Raw genomic sequence first — 16,132 nt, 5'->3', positions numbered from 1 at the left:
TATGTCTCAAGCCGCCCTGAATACCCGAGAGCGTGAGACGGCCGAGAGCAACAGCGGCCGTCGCAGTAACGGTGGCCAGCTGGCAGGGATTGTGTTCTTGCTGTTGGTGGTAGGAACTATTTTATGGAGTGCGTGGGCCGTTATTGGCTGGATGCAGGATGCGAGCCGGTTGCCGTTGTCTCAGCTTGTGGTTACGGGAGAACGTCATTACACGACCAACGATGATATTCGTCAGGCGATTCTGTCCTTAGGGGCACCGGGAACGTTCATGACGCAGGATGTAAACGTCATTCAGCAGCAGATTGAACGTTTACCCTGGATAAAACAGGTCAGCGTCCGCAAGCAATGGCCGAATGAATTGAAGATTCACCTGGTGGAGTATGTGCCGGTCGCACACTGGAATGATCTGCATATGGTTGATGCCGATGGCAAATCATTCAGCATACCCGCTGAACGTGTGGTCAAACAGAAAATGCCGTTGCTTTACGGTCCGGAAGGCAGCGAACAGGATGTTTTGCAGGGCTTTCAAACGATGAGCCAGGCGCTGGCCGCCGGGAAATTCACGCTGAAGGCAGTAGCAATGAGTGCGCGTCACTCGTGGCAGTTAACTCTGGATAGCGACGTCCGGCTGGAATTGGGGAGAGATGACCGGATGGGGCGTTTACAACGTTTTATCGAGCTTTACCCGCGATTCCAGCAACAGGCTGAAGCCGATAAAAAACGCATTACGTATGTCGATTTACGTTATGACAGCGGTGCGTCGGTAGGTTGGGCTCCGGAGTTTATTGACCAGCAAAACAGTAATCAGCAACAGAATCAGGCACAGGCTAAACAACAATGATCAAGTCGACGGACAGAAAACTGGTAGTTGGGCTGGAAATCGGTACGGCAAAAGTCGCCGCATTGGTGGGGGAAGTTCTGCCCGATGGCATGGTCAATATTATCGGTGTGGGCAGTTGCCCGTCCCGGGGCATGGACAAGGGTGGCGTGAATGATCTGGAATCGGTGGTGAAGTGCGTACAGCGCGCCATCGATCAGGCTGAACTGATGGCGGATTGCCAGATTTCCTCTGTTTACCTTGCTTTGTCTGGTAAACATATCAGTTGCCAGAATGAAATAGGGATGGTTCCTATTTCAGAAGAGGAAGTCACGCAGGAAGATGTAGAGAACGTTGTGCATACCGCGAAGTCGGTACGCGTACGTGACGAACATCGTGTTCTGCATGTGATCCCTCAGGAATACGCCATTGATTATCAGGAAGGGATCAAAAACCCTGTCGGACTTTCCGGCGTGCGTATGCAGGCAAAAGTTCACCTGATTACCTGCCATAACGATATGGCGAAGAACATTGTGAAAGCGGTTGAACGCTGTGGCTTGAAAGTTGACCAGCTGATTTTTGCCGGTCTGGCTGCCAGTTATGCGGTTCTGACCGAAGATGAGCGCGAATTAGGAGTCTGTGTCGTCGATATTGGTGGTGGAACCATGGATATCGCGGTTTATACCGGTGGCGCACTACGTCATACTAAGGTTATCCCTTATGCAGGGAACGTGGTCACCAGCGACATCGCTTATGCGTTTGGAACGCCACCGACCGATGCCGAAGCTATCAAGGTTCGCCACGGTTGTGCATTAGGTTCGATTGTCGGCAAAGACGAAAACGTCGAAGTGCCGAGCGTAGGCGGACGCCCTCCGCGCAGTCTGCAACGTCAGACATTGGCTGAAGTCATCGAGCCTCGTTATACAGAATTGCTGAATCTAGTGAACGACGAAATTTTGCAATTGCAGGAGCAGTTACGTCAGCAAGGCGTAAAACATCATCTGGCCGCCGGTATTGTTTTGACAGGCGGCGCAGCACAAATTGATGGTCTGGCAGCTTGTGCGCAGCGGGTATTCCATACCCAGGTGCGTATCGGGCAACCTCTGAACATCACAGGGCTGACAGATTATGCGCAGGAACCTTACTACTCAACGGCTGTAGGGCTGCTGCACTATGGAAAAGAGTCTCACCTGAGCGGTGAGGCCGAAGTGGAAAAACGCGCCTCAGTGGGCAACTGGTTCAAAAGAATCAACAGCTGGCTGAGAAAAGAGTTTTAATGTTTTAACAACGGGATCATGCTGTTATGGTTTTTGATCCCGACGCGACAGGCACAAAACGGAGAGAAACTATGTTTGAACCTATGGAACTGACCAACGACGCGGTGATTAAAGTCATCGGCGTCGGCGGTGGCGGCGGTAACGCTGTCGAACACATGGTGCGTGAGCGCATCGAAGGTGTTGAATTCTTTGCCGTTAACACAGACGCCCAGGCGTTGCGTAAAACGGCTGTAGGCCAGACAATTCAGATCGGTAGCGGTATTACCAAAGGTCTGGGTGCTGGCGCGAACCCTGAAGTGGGTCGCAATTCTGCAGAAGAAGACCGTGAAGCCCTGCGCGCTGCGCTTGAAGGTGCTGACATGGTCTTTATCGCAGCGGGCATGGGCGGCGGTACCGGTACCGGTGCTGCGCCAGTGGTAGCTGAAGTTGCAAAAGATTTGGGTATTCTGACCGTTGCTGTCGTGACTAAGCCTTTCAACTTTGAAGGCAAGAAGCGTATGGCATTCGCGGAGCAGGGTATCGCTGAGCTGTCCAAGCATGTGGACTCCCTGATCACTATCCCGAACGACAAACTGTTGAAAGTTCTGGGTCGCGGTATCTCTCTGCTGGACGCTTTCGGTGCGGCCAATGACGTGCTGAAAGGTGCGGTACAGGGTATCGCAGAGCTGATCACCCGTCCGGGTCTGATGAACGTCGACTTTGCTGATGTGCGCACCGTAATGTCCGAAATGGGTTATGCCATGATGGGTTCCGGCGTGGCATGTGGTGAAGACCGTGCTGAAGAAGCGGCTGAAATGGCGATCTCCAGCCCGTTGCTGGAAGACATCGACTTGTCCGGCGCGCGCGGCGTACTGGTCAACATTACAGCGGGCTTCGACCTGCGTCTGGATGAATTCGAAACTGTGGGTAACACTATCCGTGCTTTCGCTTCTGACAACGCCACCGTAGTTATCGGTACTTCCCTTGACCCGGAAATGAATGACGAACTGCGTGTTACCGTGGTTGCGACCGGCATCGGCATGGACAAACGTCCAGAGATCACTTTGGTGACCAACAAGCCAGCCAGCCAGCCAGTGATGGATCACCGTTACCAGCAGCACGGGATGTCTCCGTTGCCGCAGGAAAACAAGCCAGCGGCTAAAGTGGTGAATGATCAAAGCGCGCAATCTAATAAAGAGCCCGACTATTTGGACATCCCGGCCTTCCTGCGTAAGCAGGCAGACTAGTCCGAATTGTAGGATCTCCGCTCTTTGTGCTAAACTGTCCCACCGATCTTAAGGTAAGCTTAGGTCGGTTGGATGGATAACATTGCGAGATAAATACGATGATCAAACAACGTACATTAAAACGTATCGTTCAGGCGACGGGCGTCGGTTTGCATACCGGCAAGAAAGTCACCCTGACTCTGCGTCCTGCACCGGCAAATACCGGGGTCATCTATCGTCGCACTGACTTGAATCCACCGGTTGATTTCCCGGCAGATGCAAAATCCGTGCGTGATACCATGCTCTGTACTTGCCTGGTCAATGAGCATGACGTACGCATTTCTACGGTTGAACACCTTAATGCGGCATTAGCGGGTCTGGGCATTGATAACATTGTTATCGAAGTCGATGCGCCTGAAGTGCCGATTATGGACGGTAGCGCCGCGCCTTTCGTCTATCTGTTGATGGACGCTGGGATCGAAGAACTGAACAGCGCGAAGAAATTTCTGCGCATCAAAGAAACTGTGCGTGTTGAAGACGGTGATAAGTGGGCGGAGTTCAAACCATTCAATGGTTTCTCTCTGGACTTCACTATCGACTTTAATCACCCGGCGATTGATTCCAGTTCACAGCGTTACAAAATGAACTTCTCCGCAGAAGCATTTGTTCGCCAAATCAGCCGCGCACGTACTTTTGGTTTCATGCGTGATATCGAGTACCTGCAGTCACGTGGTTTGTGCCTGGGTGGCAGCTTTGATTGCGCGATTGTTGTGGATGATTACCGTGTGCTTAACGAAGATGGCCTGCGTTTTGAAGATGAATTCGTTCGTCACAAAATGCTTGATGCTATCGGTGACCTGTTCATGTGTGGGCATAACATCATTGGTGCGTTTACCGCATTCAAGTCTGGCCATGCGTTGAACAACAAGTTATTGCAAGCGGTATTGGCTAAGCAGGAAGCCTGGGAATTAGTAACCTTCCAGGATGAAGCTGAAATGCCTCTGGCTTTTAAAGCACCTTCCACAGTATTGGCGTAATCGGTACTGATATCATTACTTATTACGACTGGTTGTTTTGGCACCCTCTCCGGCCAATTCAGCCAGTCGTTCTAATGCCTTTCTGAGTTTTTCCGGGCTACGGCTCGCCAGTCCCCGTAATTCTTCCGCACTCTGCGCACTCAAATGTCTGACCGGCATCGATTCAGATGCGATCGCTTTATTTTTAACCGCAATCTGCGACGCATTTTCCATTTTCGCCATGAGCGAAGGATTAATCCTGATGTCGATTGACGACAATGATGGTAGAATTTGCGCTCGAAGTGCAGAGAGTAATGCGGGTTGTTCATAGCGTAAGCGCATCATCCAGCTGGCATTAGCTATCTCAAGTACTAAAACTCCCTGTCGATAATTACCGACACGACACCATGGTTGCATGGGCGCCGGTAACAGACCTTTCACTGCGCGGTTAAGTTTTAATAACGCCGCAGCACGCTGTTGAACAATACGCAGCGGGCTTTGCTCTGTGGAAGAGGCATCATCGAACAGGATATCTAATAATTGTGGGCGGCTATCGCGCATGATGGGCTCCGGCGGATTGTAAACTTGTGATTGGTATTCTAAATCGTTGGCGACAATTTGGCAGAAGGTATTTTTGGCCGCATCTCCTGTTGGGGATGGTAGCGGCGAGCCTTGGCGTGTCAACGAACCTCTCGCAAACGGAACTGCCTGCGGTTCCCAATACGTCCTCAAGTCTAAACCGACTTAACATCGGCAGTACAGGGCTGAGTAACCTCGCGTTGCTCCAGGCAAATCGCCGCCCGTCTTTCGGTGTGGATTACTGGCAGCAGCATGCACTGCGCACGGTCATCCGTCATCTTTCTTTTGCGCTGGCACCGCAGGTGGTTTACACCGCGGCTCAACCTGAAATTGTCGCACAGCAAGCAGAACCTCTTCACGTACAGCAACTTGCGCTGCTGGTGACCCTGAATGCATTACTGACGCATGAGTCCAAACCGCCTGTTATCATCCGTCACACGCAACAACCTTTCCTGAATTTCTCTTCATCGCATCAAACCGGACTGTGGTTAGCACAGGTGCAAGGCATTCGTGCCGGCCCGGCCTTCCTGATTTAACAGACTGTAAATTTAAACTCTATCTATAAATCAATAAATTAGTGGCTGCATTTAATGGCCTCCAAGAGATATTAAGCATCATGTTAATCAAATTATTGACCAAAGTTTTTGGTAGCCGTAACGATCGTACACTGCGCCGTATGCGTAAAGTTGTGGACCTTATCGGCCGCATGGAACCTGAAATTCAAAAGCTGACCGACGAACAACTGCGAGCTAAAACCGATGAGTTCCGTGAGCGTCTGGCGAAAGGCGAAGTCCTGGAGACTCTGATCCCGGAAGCCTTTGCGGTGGTTCGCGAATCCAGTAAGCGTGTCTTCGGTATGCGTCACTTTGACGTCCAGTTACTCGGCGGTATGGTGCTGAATGAGCGCTGCATCGCGGAAATGCGTACCGGTGAAGGTAAAACGCTGACCGCAACGCTGCCGGCTTACCTGAACGCACTGAGCGGTAAAGGCGTTCACGTTGTGACCGTCAACGACTACTTAGCCCAGCGTGACGCCGAAAATAACCGTCCATTATTTGAGTTCCTCGGTCTGAGCATCGGTATTAACCTGCCAGGCATGCCTTCTCCGGCTAAACGCGCTGCTTACGCTGCCGACATCACTTACGGTACAAATAACGAATACGGCTTTGACTACCTGCGCGACAACATGGCTTTCAGCCCTGAAGAACGTGTACAACGCAAACTGCACTACGCGCTGGTGGATGAGGTTGACTCCATCCTGATCGATGAAGCACGTACTCCGCTGATCATTTCCGGTCCGGCAGAAGACAGCTCAGAGATGTACACCCGCGTGGACAAACTGATCCCTAAACTGATCCGTCAGGAAAAAGAAGATTCCGACACCTTCCAGGGTGAAGGCCACTTCTCCGTGGATGAGAAAGCACGTCAGGTTCATCTGACCGAACGCGGTCTGGTTCTGATCGAAGAGATGCTGGTGGAGGCAGGCATTATGGAAGAGGGGGAATCTCTGTATTCCCCGACCAACATTATGCTGATGCACCACGTCACCGCTGCACTGCGCGCGCACGTGCTGTTCACCCGAGATGTCGATTACATCGTGAAAGACGGTGAAGTTATCATCGTTGACGAACACACAGGTCGTACCATGCAGGGTCGTCGCTGGTCTGATGGTTTGCACCAGGCAGTGGAAGCGAAAGAAGGCGTTGATATTCAAAACGAAAACCAGACGCTGGCTTCTATCACTTTCCAGAACTATTTCCGTCTGTATGAAAAACTGGCCGGTATGACCGGTACTGCGGATACTGAAGCGTTCGAATTCAGCTCCATTTACAAACTGGATACCATCGTTGTGCCAACGAACCGCCCTATGGTGCGTAAAGACATGGCCGACCTGGTGTACATGACCGAAATGGAAAAAATTGGCGCGATTATCGAAGATATCCGTCAGTGTACTGCCAAAGGCCAGCCGGTTCTGGTGGGTACCATTTCGATTGAGAAATCCGAAGTCGTTTCCAATGAACTGACTAAAGCGGGTATTGCGCACAGCGTACTGAACGCCAAGTTCCACGCCAAAGAAGCAGATATCGTCGCCCAGGCTGGTCAGCCAGGCGCAGTAACCATTGCAACCAACATGGCCGGTCGTGGTACCGATATCGTGCTGGGCGGCAGCTGGCAGGTTGAAGTTGAAAACCTCGGTGAAGAAGCAACCGACGAGAAAATCGCAGAAATCAAAGCAGCCTGGCAGATTCGCCACGATGCGGTTCTGGCTTCCGGCGGTTTGCACATTATCGGTACTGAGCGTCATGAATCACGCCGTATTGATAACCAGCTTCGCGGCCGTGCAGGCCGTCAGGGTGACGCCGGTTCATCACGCTTCTATCTGTCTATGGAAGATGCCCTGATGCGTATCTTTGCGTCTGACCGTGTGTCGAGCATGATGCGTAAATTGGGTATGAAACCGGGCGAAGCGATTGAGCACCCTTGGGTGACCAAAGCGATTGCCAATGCTCAGCGTAAGGTTGAAAGCCGTAACTTTGATATTCGTAAGCAATTGCTGGAATACGATGATGTCGCCAGCGATCAGCGTCGTGCGATCTACAGCCAGCGTAACGAATTACTGGACGTGTCTGATGTCAGTGAAACCATCGCCAGCATCCGTGAGGACGTGTTCAAAGCAACTATCGACAGCTACATTCCGCCGCAGTCTCTGGAAGAAATGTGGGATGTTCAGGGTCTTCAGGATCGCCTGAAACAAGATTTCGAGCTGGAAATGCCGATTGCAGAATGGCTGGATAAAGAGCCTGAATTGCATGAAGAAACCCTGCGCGAACGTATTATGGAAATCGCGAAAGAATCTTACGCCCGTAAAGAAGAAGTGGTTGGCGCAGAAATGATGCGTAACTTCGAGAAAGGCGTGATGCTGCAAACGCTTGATTCCCTATGGAAAGAGCATCTGGCCGCGATGGACTACTTGCGTCAGGGCATCCATTTACGGGGTTATGCGCAGAAAGATCCTAAGCAGGAATACAAACGCGAATCCTTTGCTATGTTTGCCGCCATGCTGGAATCACTGAAATACGAAGTGGTCAGCGTGCTGAGTAAAGTTCAGGTTCGTATGCCTGAAGAAATCGAAGCAATGGAAATTCAGCGCCGCGAAGAAGCCGAACATCTGGCCCGTCAGCAGCAGCTGAGCCATCAGGATCAGCAAGAAATTGAAGTGGCTGAAGCTGCACGTCTTGCCGCATCTGGCGAGCGTAAAGTCGGCCGTAACGATCTCTGCCCATGTGGTTCCGGTAAGAAATACAAACAATGCCATGGCCGCCTGCAAAAGTAAGATCTCAGGCTAAGTCATCGTGTTAATCTTAAAGGCGGCTAATCACCGCCTTTATTTTTGTGTAAAAATCCTTATATAAGACAGTCATTATAGTCAGTCAATAGGTGGAAAAGTGACGCTTAAACAGCTGAATATCGCAGCCGGTATTATCCGGAATTCTGGTAAAGAAATCTTTATTACTCAACGTGATGCGTCTTCACACCTGGCGGGGTTCTGGGAATTTCCGGGCGGTAAAATAGAAGCGGGTGAAACGCCTGAGCAGGCTGTCATTCGTGAGTTGCAGGAAGAAGTGGGCATTGAAGCGAAAGCACCTGTTTTGCTGAAAACCCTTGAACACAGATTTCCGGATCGCATTATCATGCTTTACTTCTTTCTGGTTGAAGAGTGGCAGGGCGAGCCATATGGAAAAGAAGGGCAACCAAAGCGCTGGGTTAAGCAGTCAGATCTGAAAGCGGAAGAATTTCCTCCCGCCAACGAAGCTGTCGTAAGCGCCTTAAAAAACAACGAATTCTGATTTTCTGAGCATCAGGGCGCCCACAAAAAAGGGGCCACGCCCCTTTTTAACATTTGCTAAATGCGACATCTTACAGATGTCAGTGTGAAATCTCTTCTTCGCTCCAGTCATCCAGATCATTCACATCCCCTTTGCTCGGAATGCGTTTCTCTTCGTCGGCCCACTCACCGAGATCGATAAGCTGGCAGCGCTTGGAACAAAAAGGACGGTAAGGGCTTTCTTCGCCCCAGACCACCGTCTTGTTACACGTCGGGCAATTTACTTCAATAATTTCAGGATCCATTTGCAACTCCTAGCAGCAGGCAAGTTCAAAATTCAGTCGTGCCGGAACCACGCCATGCTCGCTGTCTAACGGTAAGAAGCGGATGGCATAACGGGTTTTGTGCCCGGAAACTTGCGGATAAAGCAGGTTTTCCAACGAGAGGCGCAAGCGTAACAGATCTGCACCTTCTGCGTTATCTTGGAAAAAACCATTCAGGCTGATTTGATTACGAAAAGCGCCGGACTGGCGAATTAAACCCAGCACCATCGTGAGTGAGTTGTTGAGTGGCGCCAGTGTTTCAAGCCAGTTCTGGACTTCGCTGTCGCGCTGAGATTGAGCCAGATGAAGCCAGATATGCAGCGTCGGCAAATCAAAACTACAGCAACCACCGGGAATACTCTGACGCTGACGAACCAAAGCAATCAGACGATCTTCTTTCAGCGCCTGACCGATTCGCGGTGCTTTCATCAATACGGAAGCGCACTGTTTCAGTTCGGCACGCAATCCGTCAATTCGCGACGCATCTACCCCAGGAACATCCTGCCATTGGGATAATTTCTGTTGCTGGCGTTCCAGTTCTTTCAGCAAATCGGTGCGGACTTCTCCGCGCTCCAGCACGTCGAGTAAATCAGACGCGGTGCGGAAGAACAGAAGGGCTGAAGCCGCAGCAGTAATTTGTGCATTCGCGTGCATCTGCTGTAGCAGGAATTCGATACGCAACCAGGTACGCATTTTTTCATTCAGAGGATGTTCAAAAAGAACGGTTGCAGCTACATCAGTCATGCTTGGCAATATCCTGTCTGTTTTCGCCCGCTGCCAGTTTCAGATAGCAGCGATGTAATTGGGCAACACGCGGTTCGATCGTTTGAGGATCTCCGCTGTTATCAATGATGTCATCCGCGCAGGCCAGGCGTTTTTCACGGCTCACCTGCGCGGCAATAATACTTTCAGCCTGATGGCGGTCAATGCCGTCGCGCAACATGGTGCGGGAAAGCTGAATTTGTGGCTCGACGTCCACCACCAGAACGCGATCAGCCTGCGTTTGCAATCCGTTTTCAATCAGTAACGGCACTACCCAAAGCACGTAAGGCGTATCGGCTTGCGCAATAAGGTGCTGTGTCCGGGCGTGAATAATAGGGTGTAATAATTTATTAACCCATTCTTTTTCAAGCGGATTACTAAAAATACGTTCCCGTAACGCCGGGCGATTCAGTGAGCCATCGTTAAGAATGATACTTTTGCCAAATCGTTTGCCCAGCTCTTCCAGAGCCTGTTCACCCGGCGCTACAACCTGACGGGCAATAATATCTGCATCGACAATGCTTACGCCATGACGGCTGAAGCTTTCGGCAACGGTACTTTTGCCGCTTCCGATACCTCCGGTCAATGCAACGATATAGCTCATACTGGCGCTCTGATAAAATTAGTTAGGTAAATGATAAAGAGATTATGAGTAAGTGCAAGCCAAGGTCGTCTTGGTTTTTGATGCGAAAAATTATTCGCCAACGCAATCAAAAGTCTGTGATGTCTGTTGTAAAAGCATCCTTGCCGTTGTCATTTTCCTGTGTATGATAAAACCACTGGAAAGGGTGTCTAAAATTTGTTGTACGCCCTAGCGATCCGTCGCCAAACCAGGACAAAGCCGTCATGCGTATTGAAGAAGATTTGAAGTTAGGTTTTAAAGACGTACTCATCCGCCCTAAACGTTCTACCCTCAAAAGCCGCTCCGAAGTTGAACTTGAGCGCACGTTCACATTCAAACACTCCGGTATCAGTTGGTCAGGCACGCCGATTATTGCTGCCAATATGGACACTGTGGGTACTTTCCGCATGGCGACGGTACTGGCGTCTTTTGGTTTGCTGACGGCGGTGCATAAGCATTACAGCGTTGAGCAATGGCAGGCTTTCATCACCTCCGCTGAAGAGTCAGTATTAAAAAATGTGATGGTGTCGACTGGCACGTCGGAAGCTGATTTTGTTAAAACACTGCAAATCCTCGCGCTTTCTCCGCTGCTGAAATTTGTCTGCCTTGACGTGGCTAACGGCTATTCCGAACACTTCGTCGGTTTTCTGCAACGCGTTCGTCAGGCCTGCCCGGACAAAGTCATTTGCGCCGGTAACGTGGTCACAGGCGAAATGGTTGAAGAGTTAATTCTTTCTGGCGCAGATATCGTTAAAGTCGGTATCGGCCCGGGTTCTGTGTGTACCACGCGTGTGAAAACCGGTGTTGGCTATCCGCAACTTTCTGCCGTTATCGAATGTGCGGATGCTGCTCACGGGCTGGGCGGACAAATCGTCAGTGATGGCGGTTGTGCCGTTCCTGGGGATGTGGCGAAAGCTTTCGGCGGCGGCGCAGACTTCGTGATGCTTGGCGGTATGCTGGCAGCACACGAAGAATGTGAAGGTACTGTCGTTGAAGAAAATGGTGAAAAATTCATGCTCTTCTACGGTATGAGCTCAGAATCGGCAATGAAACGCCACGTTGGCGGTGTCGCCGAATATCGCGCTGCGGAAGGCAAAACTGTAAAACTGCCTTTGCGCGGACCGGTCGAAAATACCGTTCGTGACGTTCTTGGCGGCCTGCGTTCTGCCTGTACCTATGTCGGCGCAGAACGTCTCAAAGAACTGACCAAACGTACTACCTTTATTCGTGTCGCAGAGCAGGAAAACCGCCTGTTCGGCAGCAAATAAATCGGTAAAATTATCCGCGGCGAAATACGTTTTCGCCGCAATTATTTTCCCCGTGCCATCGTCATCCCATCACCGAACCCAGCTGAAAAATGGGCAAGTACATCGCAATCACTAATCCTCCAACAATCACGCCCATCACTGCCATCAGTACTGGCTCAATCGTTTGAGATAACGTATCCGCCAGCGAATTTGCCTTGTTATTATGCAACAGCGCCAGCTTAAGTAACAGCTCATCGAGCGTTCCTGATTCCTCACCGATTTTTATCAACTGCTGACATAACGCAGGAAACAGCGGTGACCCCTGAAACGCTTTATGTAATGGCGTCCCCTGCATAATTTTTTCGCGAATCACGTCGAGAGCTGTCTGGAAATGTAAGTTTGACACAGATGCCGACGCGGCAGTCAGCCCGGAAATCAGTGTCATTCCGGCGCGTTGTGTCATCGCCAGCGTTTGAAAAACCTGACTGAGGCAACTGTCAGTGACCAGCCGTGAAGTCAGTGGCAATCGCAAAAGCAGCTTTTGTTCGCGCAACTTCCAGCGAATGTGCGGATGCAACTTTTGCTGATAGCCAAAACAACAACACGAGACAATACCGGTCAGCCATGGCCCTGAGCTGACCAGCACGTCGGAAACACCGATCAACATACGGGTAAACCAGGGCAACTGCGCATCAAAGGTGGCATAGATTTTCGCAAACTCCGGCAGAACCAGCGTCAGCATTAACAGTGTGACGAAGGTAGCGATGACGCTGACAATCAGCGGATAGCGCAGCGCCTTTTTCACTTTCGCTTTCAGTTCCGCCTGTTGTTCCTGTTGCGCCGCCAGTTGCAAACAGCATTGGTCTAACTGACCGGTCAGCTCGCCGATAGAAACGAGTTGCCGGTAAATCGGCGGGAAAACGTCAGGGTAAGCACTCAGCATAGCCGATAACGGTTTGCCTTCCCTGACGCCTTTCGCCACGTTATGCAAAACGCAGTGCCAGGCGGGTTTCGGATGTTCGTTTGCCAGCAGCGTCAGGCTGCTGACCAGCGGCAATCCGGCCTGTAGCAGTGTAGCGAGTTGCCTGACAACGGAAATACGCTCCTGATTTTTCCAATAACCGGATGTCAGGCGCCGGATCATTGTGATCTTCAGTGGTTGTAAACCCGCAACAAAAAGTTGCTGATAAATGCTGTCTTTGGTTATCTCAATGGCATCGCCTTGCTGGATGTTTCCCTGAGTATCAATAGCCTGCCAGTGAAAAAGCCGCCATTTTGGAGCGATCACTGGCGTTTCACTCATGCGCAATGACCTTCTCCGGTCACCCGATAAAGCTCTTCAAGTGAGGTGATACCTTGTTCAACCAGCAACATTCCCGCTTCCTGTAATGTCTTTTGCCCCTGTTCACGGGCGATTTTACTCAGCTCGCTGACACTGGCATCGGCCACCAGTGCCTGCTGGAGCCGGGGAGTGATGTTCAGTATTTCGTAAATCCCCATCCTGCCGTAATAGCCGGAAAAGCATTGATTGCAGCCCGCTGCCCGCCACATTGGCGCGGGCCCGCTGTTGCCGTCCGGCCCGTTTACGACCAGGGACAGATGTGGCTTCCGGCAGTGCGGGCACAGTTTTCGCACCAACCTTTGGGCAATGACCAGACGCAAACTGGCTGCGATATGGAAACCTTCAATGCCCATCTGCCGCAGACGGGTCAGTGTTTCACACGTTGAGTTGGTATGCAGCGTGGAAAGCACCAGATGGCCAGTCTGTGCGGCTTTAACGGCGATCTCAGCCGTTTCTCTATCACGAATTTCGCCGACCATGATCACATCCGGATCCTGTCGCAACAATGCACGCAGAACGCTGGCAAAACTCAGATCCGTCTTGCTGTTGATCTGCGTTTGATTGATGCCACTGACCGGGATTTCAACCGGATCTTCAACGCTGCTGATATTGCGTGAGATGGCGTTGAGATGGCGTAATCCGCTGTAAAGTGTCACCGTTTTGCCGCTGCCTGTCGGCCCTGTCACGAGGATCAGCCCCTGCGGATGCTTGAGCGCGGCTTTAAAGTATTCCAAATCGCGCAGCGTGAAGCCTAACTGAGACATCGCCAGATCCTGCTGGGTCATGTGCAGGATCCTCAGAACGATTTTTTCACCATGCAGGGTGGGCAGGGAAGAGACGCGCATGGAATAACGCTGATTTTGCAGCATGACGGAAAGCTGGCCGTCCTGCGGCAAGCGACGCTCGGCGACGTTAAGTTGCCCCATGATTTTCAGCCGCGCGCAAACACCCGCTGCCATCGAAAATTCAGGACCGGGGATTTCCTGCAACACGCCGTCAATTCTCACCCGTACGCGGAAACTGTTTTCGTAGGGTTCAAAATGGATATCCGACGCCCTGCGGCTGATTGCCTGCCGCAGAATCTGGTTGAGGACGTTCACCACCGGTGCATCGCTTTGGTCATTCAGCGCATTATCTTCAGGGCTTCCTGACGATGGGGATTGCTCCCCGGTGGCGGATTCCTGCTTCACATTCGCCGGGCTCTTTTCCTTGTGTTGTTCCATTCTGGCCTGCGGCCAGCGTTCCACCTGAACTTTCAATCCGCTGGCAAAGCGCAGCACGTTACTCAGCGTTTCTGTCTCAGCTTCCGCTTCATGACAGGCAACGCGGATCGTCTGTTTATCGCGATGCACAATGATGGCTTTGTAACGCTGACAAAGGGCGTCCAGCGAGGCATCGCTGTGCTGCCTTTGGCTATCTGTTGGTGAAACAGGATTGAGCGGGATATCGGTCATTTTACGGCTCCCGTGGTATCAAAACGGAAAACGCTTTCGCAGGCTTCTACCATTGCGGCATTGCCGGCGCTGGTGCAGGTGCGGTTCCAGATAATGCCGCCGGCCTGAGCATCTACAGAGGGGGTCATGACAACGCTTAGCCCGTTGAGTGCCTGCTGGCCAGTCAGTGAAATCACGCCTGCAGTGACCTGCGTTTTACTGACATAACGGCTGGTGGCGACTGCCGGAATACCTTCGTTGCCTGCATTGCAGCTGCTTAATGAGCCGGTATCAATGACGCACAGCTCGACACCGGTTTTATACGGCACCATGGTTTGCAGCATGTCGGTCATTGCGGCTTTCTGGATGTAACTTTGGTAAGCGGGAATACCAATGGCGCTCAGAATCGCAATTATTGCGATCACGACCATCAGTTCAATGAGGGTAAATCCTTGTTGCCGTTGCATGGCGTTCTCCATTTGTGAGGCTGCTGGGTTGTTGCTCGGCAGCAAACTAAATGGGGAAGAAAATTTCTGCCAGTGCCTTTGGTGAGTTTTCCAGGATGCCTTCCACGGTCTTTACCGGAGACGACAAACGCGTCAAAACTTTTGCGGCACGTCTCGCAGCAATGAAAGACAAATGAAAAAGAGGCTGGCGGTCAGAAGTGTTGAGTGGGAGGGTAGTGCGGCAAGATGAAATAGACCGAAGGGAAGTCGTGTTGCCCCTGAAATGGAATTCAGGGGCAACAGCGCAGAATGCTCAGCTAAAACGCATTGAGAGATCCATTGCGCGGACATGCTTGGTCAGGGCACCCACGGAGATGTAATCCACACCCGTTTCGGCAAATTCACGCAGCGTTTTCTCTGTGACGTTGCCGGAGACTTCTAGCAGCGCACGGCCAGCGGTCAGGGCAACACCTTCACGCATCATCGGAACGGTGAAGTTATCGAGCATGATAATGTCAGCGCCGGCATCCAGCGCCTGCTGAAGTTCGTCGAGTGATTCCACTTCCACTTCGACAGGAACATCCGCGTGGATCCACAATGCGCGTTCAACGGCAGCTTTAATCGAGCCACAGGCAATAATGTGGTTTTCTTTAATAAGAAATGCATCGGCCAGGCCGAGACGATGGTTGCTTCCGCCACCGCACAGGACGGCATATTTCAGCGCTGTACGCAGCCCCGGCAATGTTTTGCGCGTGTCCAGCAACCGGGTTTTGGTGCCTTCGAGGATTTTCACGTAGTGATTTACTTCGGTAGCCACGCCCGAGAGTGTCTGGACGAAATTCAGTGCGGTGCGTTCGCCGGTTAGCAGCATACGCGCAGAGCCGGTCAGCTCACATAATCTCTGATTTTCAGAAACAACATCGCCGTCTTTGACGTGCCATTTTACAGAAACTTTTTCACCGGCCAGTTGGTGGAAGACTTCATCCAGCCAGCGTTGTCCGCAAAAAATACCGACTTCGCGGGTGATGATCGTCGCGCTCGCATCTTTATCCTGCGGCAGAAGCTGTGCGGTTAAGTCGTTGTTAGCGTTGGCCTCGCCCCCGAGGTCTTCGCCAAGCGCCTGAGTCACAATGGCGGGGATATCATGCTGAATACGTTCGAGTAACTGTGCGCGGCGACTTTCAGGGCTGTAGCTGCGTGTAGACATACAAATACTCCGAAATGGCGGATAAGAAGG

The 16,132-nt window shown here is 51.5% G+C and carries 16 protein-coding genes; 8 read left to right on the top strand and 8 right to left on the bottom strand.

The features are described 5' to 3' along the window. Position 1 precedes the first annotated feature (1 nt). From ftsQ to lpxC, 4 genes are all read left to right on the top strand, one after another. Positions 2 to 841 (top strand): cell division protein FtsQ, encoded by an 840-nt coding sequence (gene ftsQ, locus J1782_RS20960; RefSeq protein WP_217153849.1) that lies wholly within the window; start codon positions 2 to 4, stop codon positions 839 to 841. Further along, the gene (gene ftsA / locus J1782_RS20955; protein WP_009634688.1) at positions 838 to 2,094 is read left to right on the top strand and encodes a cell division protein FtsA; all 1,257 of its coding nucleotides are present in this window, start codon (positions 838 to 840) and stop codon (positions 2,092 to 2,094) included. Before ftsQ ends, ftsA begins: the two co-directional genes overlap by 4 nt. 71 nt (positions 2,095 to 2,165) lie before the next feature. Beyond that, positions 2,166 to 3,320, top strand: coding sequence for a cell division protein FtsZ (ftsZ, locus tag J1782_RS20950; protein WP_217153848.1), 1,155 nt, complete (start codon positions 2,166 to 2,168; stop codon positions 3,318 to 3,320). Positions 3,321 to 3,418: 98 nt separating this feature from the next. Further along, positions 3,419 to 4,336, top strand: coding sequence for a UDP-3-O-acyl-N-acetylglucosamine deacetylase (gene lpxC, locus J1782_RS20945; protein ID WP_152325125.1), 918 nt, complete (start codon positions 3,419 to 3,421; stop codon positions 4,334 to 4,336). Between the two features lie 15 nt (positions 4,337 to 4,351). Here lpxC and J1782_RS20940 read toward each other — a convergent pair whose 3' ends face one another. Further along, on the bottom strand, positions 4,352 to 4,876 hold the full coding sequence (locus tag J1782_RS20940; RefSeq protein WP_152325124.1) for a DUF721 domain-containing protein: 525 nt from the start codon (positions 4,874 to 4,876) through the stop codon (positions 4,352 to 4,354). A gap of 26 nt (positions 4,877 to 4,902) precedes the next feature. On the opposite strand from J1782_RS20940, the gene secM reads away from it, so the two are divergent. From secM to mutT, 3 genes are all read left to right on the top strand, one after another. Then, positions 4,903 to 5,430, top strand: coding sequence for a secA translation cis-regulator SecM (gene secM, locus J1782_RS20935; RefSeq protein WP_152325123.1), 528 nt, complete (start codon positions 4,903 to 4,905; stop codon positions 5,428 to 5,430). Positions 5,431 to 5,510: 80 nt separating this feature from the next. After that, positions 5,511 to 8,228, top strand: a complete 2,718-nt coding sequence (gene secA, locus J1782_RS20930; protein WP_152325122.1) for a preprotein translocase subunit SecA — start codon at positions 5,511 to 5,513, stop codon at positions 8,226 to 8,228. Between the two features lie 112 nt (positions 8,229 to 8,340). Further along, entirely contained in the window at positions 8,341 to 8,742 is a 402-nt protein-coding gene (gene mutT / locus J1782_RS20925) for an 8-oxo-dGTP diphosphatase MutT (RefSeq protein WP_217153847.1), read from the top strand. 79 nt (positions 8,743 to 8,821) lie between these two features. On the opposite strand, the gene yacG is transcribed toward mutT, so the two are convergent. Genes yacG through coaE form a run of 3 tightly spaced genes read right to left on the bottom strand, consistent with a single transcriptional unit; the run spans position 8,822 to position 10,409 of the window. Beyond that, positions 8,822 to 9,025, bottom strand: a complete 204-nt coding sequence (gene yacG, locus J1782_RS20920) for a DNA gyrase inhibitor YacG (RefSeq protein ID WP_152325120.1) — start codon at positions 9,023 to 9,025, stop codon at positions 8,822 to 8,824. A gap of 9 nt (positions 9,026 to 9,034) precedes the next feature. Beyond that, entirely contained in the window at positions 9,035 to 9,787 is a 753-nt protein-coding gene (gene zapD, locus J1782_RS20915) for a cell division protein ZapD (protein WP_152325119.1), read from the bottom strand. Further along, positions 9,780 to 10,409: a dephospho-CoA kinase gene (gene coaE / locus J1782_RS20910; RefSeq protein ID WP_217153846.1), complete on the bottom strand. Its 630-nt coding sequence runs from the start codon at positions 10,407 to 10,409 to the stop codon at positions 9,780 to 9,782. The genes zapD and coaE overlap by 8 nt, the downstream gene beginning before the upstream one ends. Before the next feature lie 242 nt (positions 10,410 to 10,651). Between coaE and J1782_RS20905 the strand changes: the two genes are divergently transcribed. Next, positions 10,652 to 11,695: a GMP reductase gene (locus tag J1782_RS20905; protein ID WP_165059016.1), complete on the top strand. Its 1,044-nt coding sequence runs from the start codon at positions 10,652 to 10,654 to the stop codon at positions 11,693 to 11,695. 61 nt (positions 11,696 to 11,756) lie between these two features. Here J1782_RS20905 and hofC read toward each other — a convergent pair whose 3' ends face one another. The 4 genes from hofC to nadC all read right to left on the bottom strand — a co-directional run bounded on the left by hofC (position 11,757) and on the right by nadC (position 16,102). Continuing rightward, positions 11,757 to 12,977 carry a protein transport protein HofC gene (gene hofC / locus J1782_RS20900; RefSeq protein WP_165059018.1) on the bottom strand — a complete coding sequence of 407 codons (1,221 nt, stop codon included), beginning with the start codon at positions 12,975 to 12,977 and terminating at the stop codon, positions 11,757 to 11,759. Next, on the bottom strand, positions 12,974 to 14,470 hold the full coding sequence (gene gspE / locus J1782_RS20895) for a type II secretion system protein GspE (RefSeq protein ID WP_217153845.1): 1,497 nt from the start codon (positions 14,468 to 14,470) through the stop codon (positions 12,974 to 12,976). Before gspE ends, hofC begins: the two co-directional genes overlap by 4 nt. Further along, a complete protein-coding gene (gene ppdD / locus J1782_RS20890) occupies positions 14,467 to 14,916 on the bottom strand; it encodes a prepilin peptidase-dependent pilin (protein WP_152325114.1) in 450 nt (149 codons plus the stop codon). The genes gspE and ppdD overlap by 4 nt, the downstream gene beginning before the upstream one ends. 292 nt (positions 14,917 to 15,208) lie before the next feature. After that, complete coding sequence (nadC, locus tag J1782_RS20885) at positions 15,209 to 16,102, bottom strand: carboxylating nicotinate-nucleotide diphosphorylase (protein ID WP_217153844.1); 894 nt, start codon at positions 16,100 to 16,102, stop codon at positions 15,209 to 15,211. Positions 16,103 to 16,132: the final 30 nt, after the last annotated feature.

The organism is Rahnella sp. BCC 1045, assembly GCF_019049615.1.
Classification (GTDB): Bacteria; Pseudomonadota; Gammaproteobacteria; order Enterobacterales; family Enterobacteriaceae; genus Rahnella; species Rahnella contaminans.
The sequence above is the reverse complement of the archived record's forward strand: the minus strand, read 5'-3'. Positions and strand labels throughout refer to the sequence as shown.

Excerpts from the sequence above, each read along its gene's own strand:
- ftsQ (WP_217153849.1), top strand. The coding sequence starts at position 2 with ATGTCTCAAGCCGCCCTGAATACCCGAGAGCGTGAGACGGCCGAGAGC.
- ftsA (WP_009634688.1), top strand. The coding sequence starts at position 838 with ATGATCAAGTCGACGGACAGAAAACTGGTAGTTGGGCTGGAAATCGGT.
- ftsZ (WP_217153848.1), top strand. The coding sequence starts at position 2,166 with ATGTTTGAACCTATGGAACTGACCAACGACGCGGTGATTAAAGTCATC.
- lpxC (WP_152325125.1), top strand. The coding sequence starts at position 3,419 with ATGATCAAACAACGTACATTAAAACGTATCGTTCAGGCGACGGGCGTC.
- J1782_RS20940 (WP_152325124.1), bottom strand. The coding sequence starts at position 4,876 with ATGCGCGATAGCCGCCCACAATTATTAGATATCCTGTTCGATGATGCC.
- secA (WP_152325122.1), top strand. The coding sequence starts at position 5,511 with ATGTTAATCAAATTATTGACCAAAGTTTTTGGTAGCCGTAACGATCGT.
- yacG (WP_152325120.1), bottom strand. The coding sequence starts at position 9,025 with ATGGATCCTGAAATTATTGAAGTAAATTGCCCGACGTGTAACAAGACG.
- zapD (WP_152325119.1), bottom strand. The coding sequence starts at position 9,787 with ATGACTGATGTAGCTGCAACCGTTCTTTTTGAACATCCTCTGAATGAA.
- coaE (WP_217153846.1), bottom strand. The coding sequence starts at position 10,409 with ATGAGCTATATCGTTGCATTGACCGGAGGTATCGGAAGCGGCAAAAGT.
- J1782_RS20905 (WP_165059016.1), top strand. The coding sequence starts at position 10,652 with ATGCGTATTGAAGAAGATTTGAAGTTAGGTTTTAAAGACGTACTCATC.
- hofC (WP_165059018.1), bottom strand. The coding sequence starts at position 12,977 with ATGAGTGAAACGCCAGTGATCGCTCCAAAATGGCGGCTTTTTCACTGG.
- gspE (WP_217153845.1), bottom strand. The coding sequence starts at position 14,470 with ATGACCGATATCCCGCTCAATCCTGTTTCACCAACAGATAGCCAAAGG.
- ppdD (WP_152325114.1), bottom strand. The coding sequence starts at position 14,916 with ATGCAACGGCAACAAGGATTTACCCTCATTGAACTGATGGTCGTGATC.
- nadC (WP_217153844.1), bottom strand. The coding sequence starts at position 16,102 with ATGTCTACACGCAGCTACAGCCCTGAAAGTCGCCGCGCACAGTTACTC.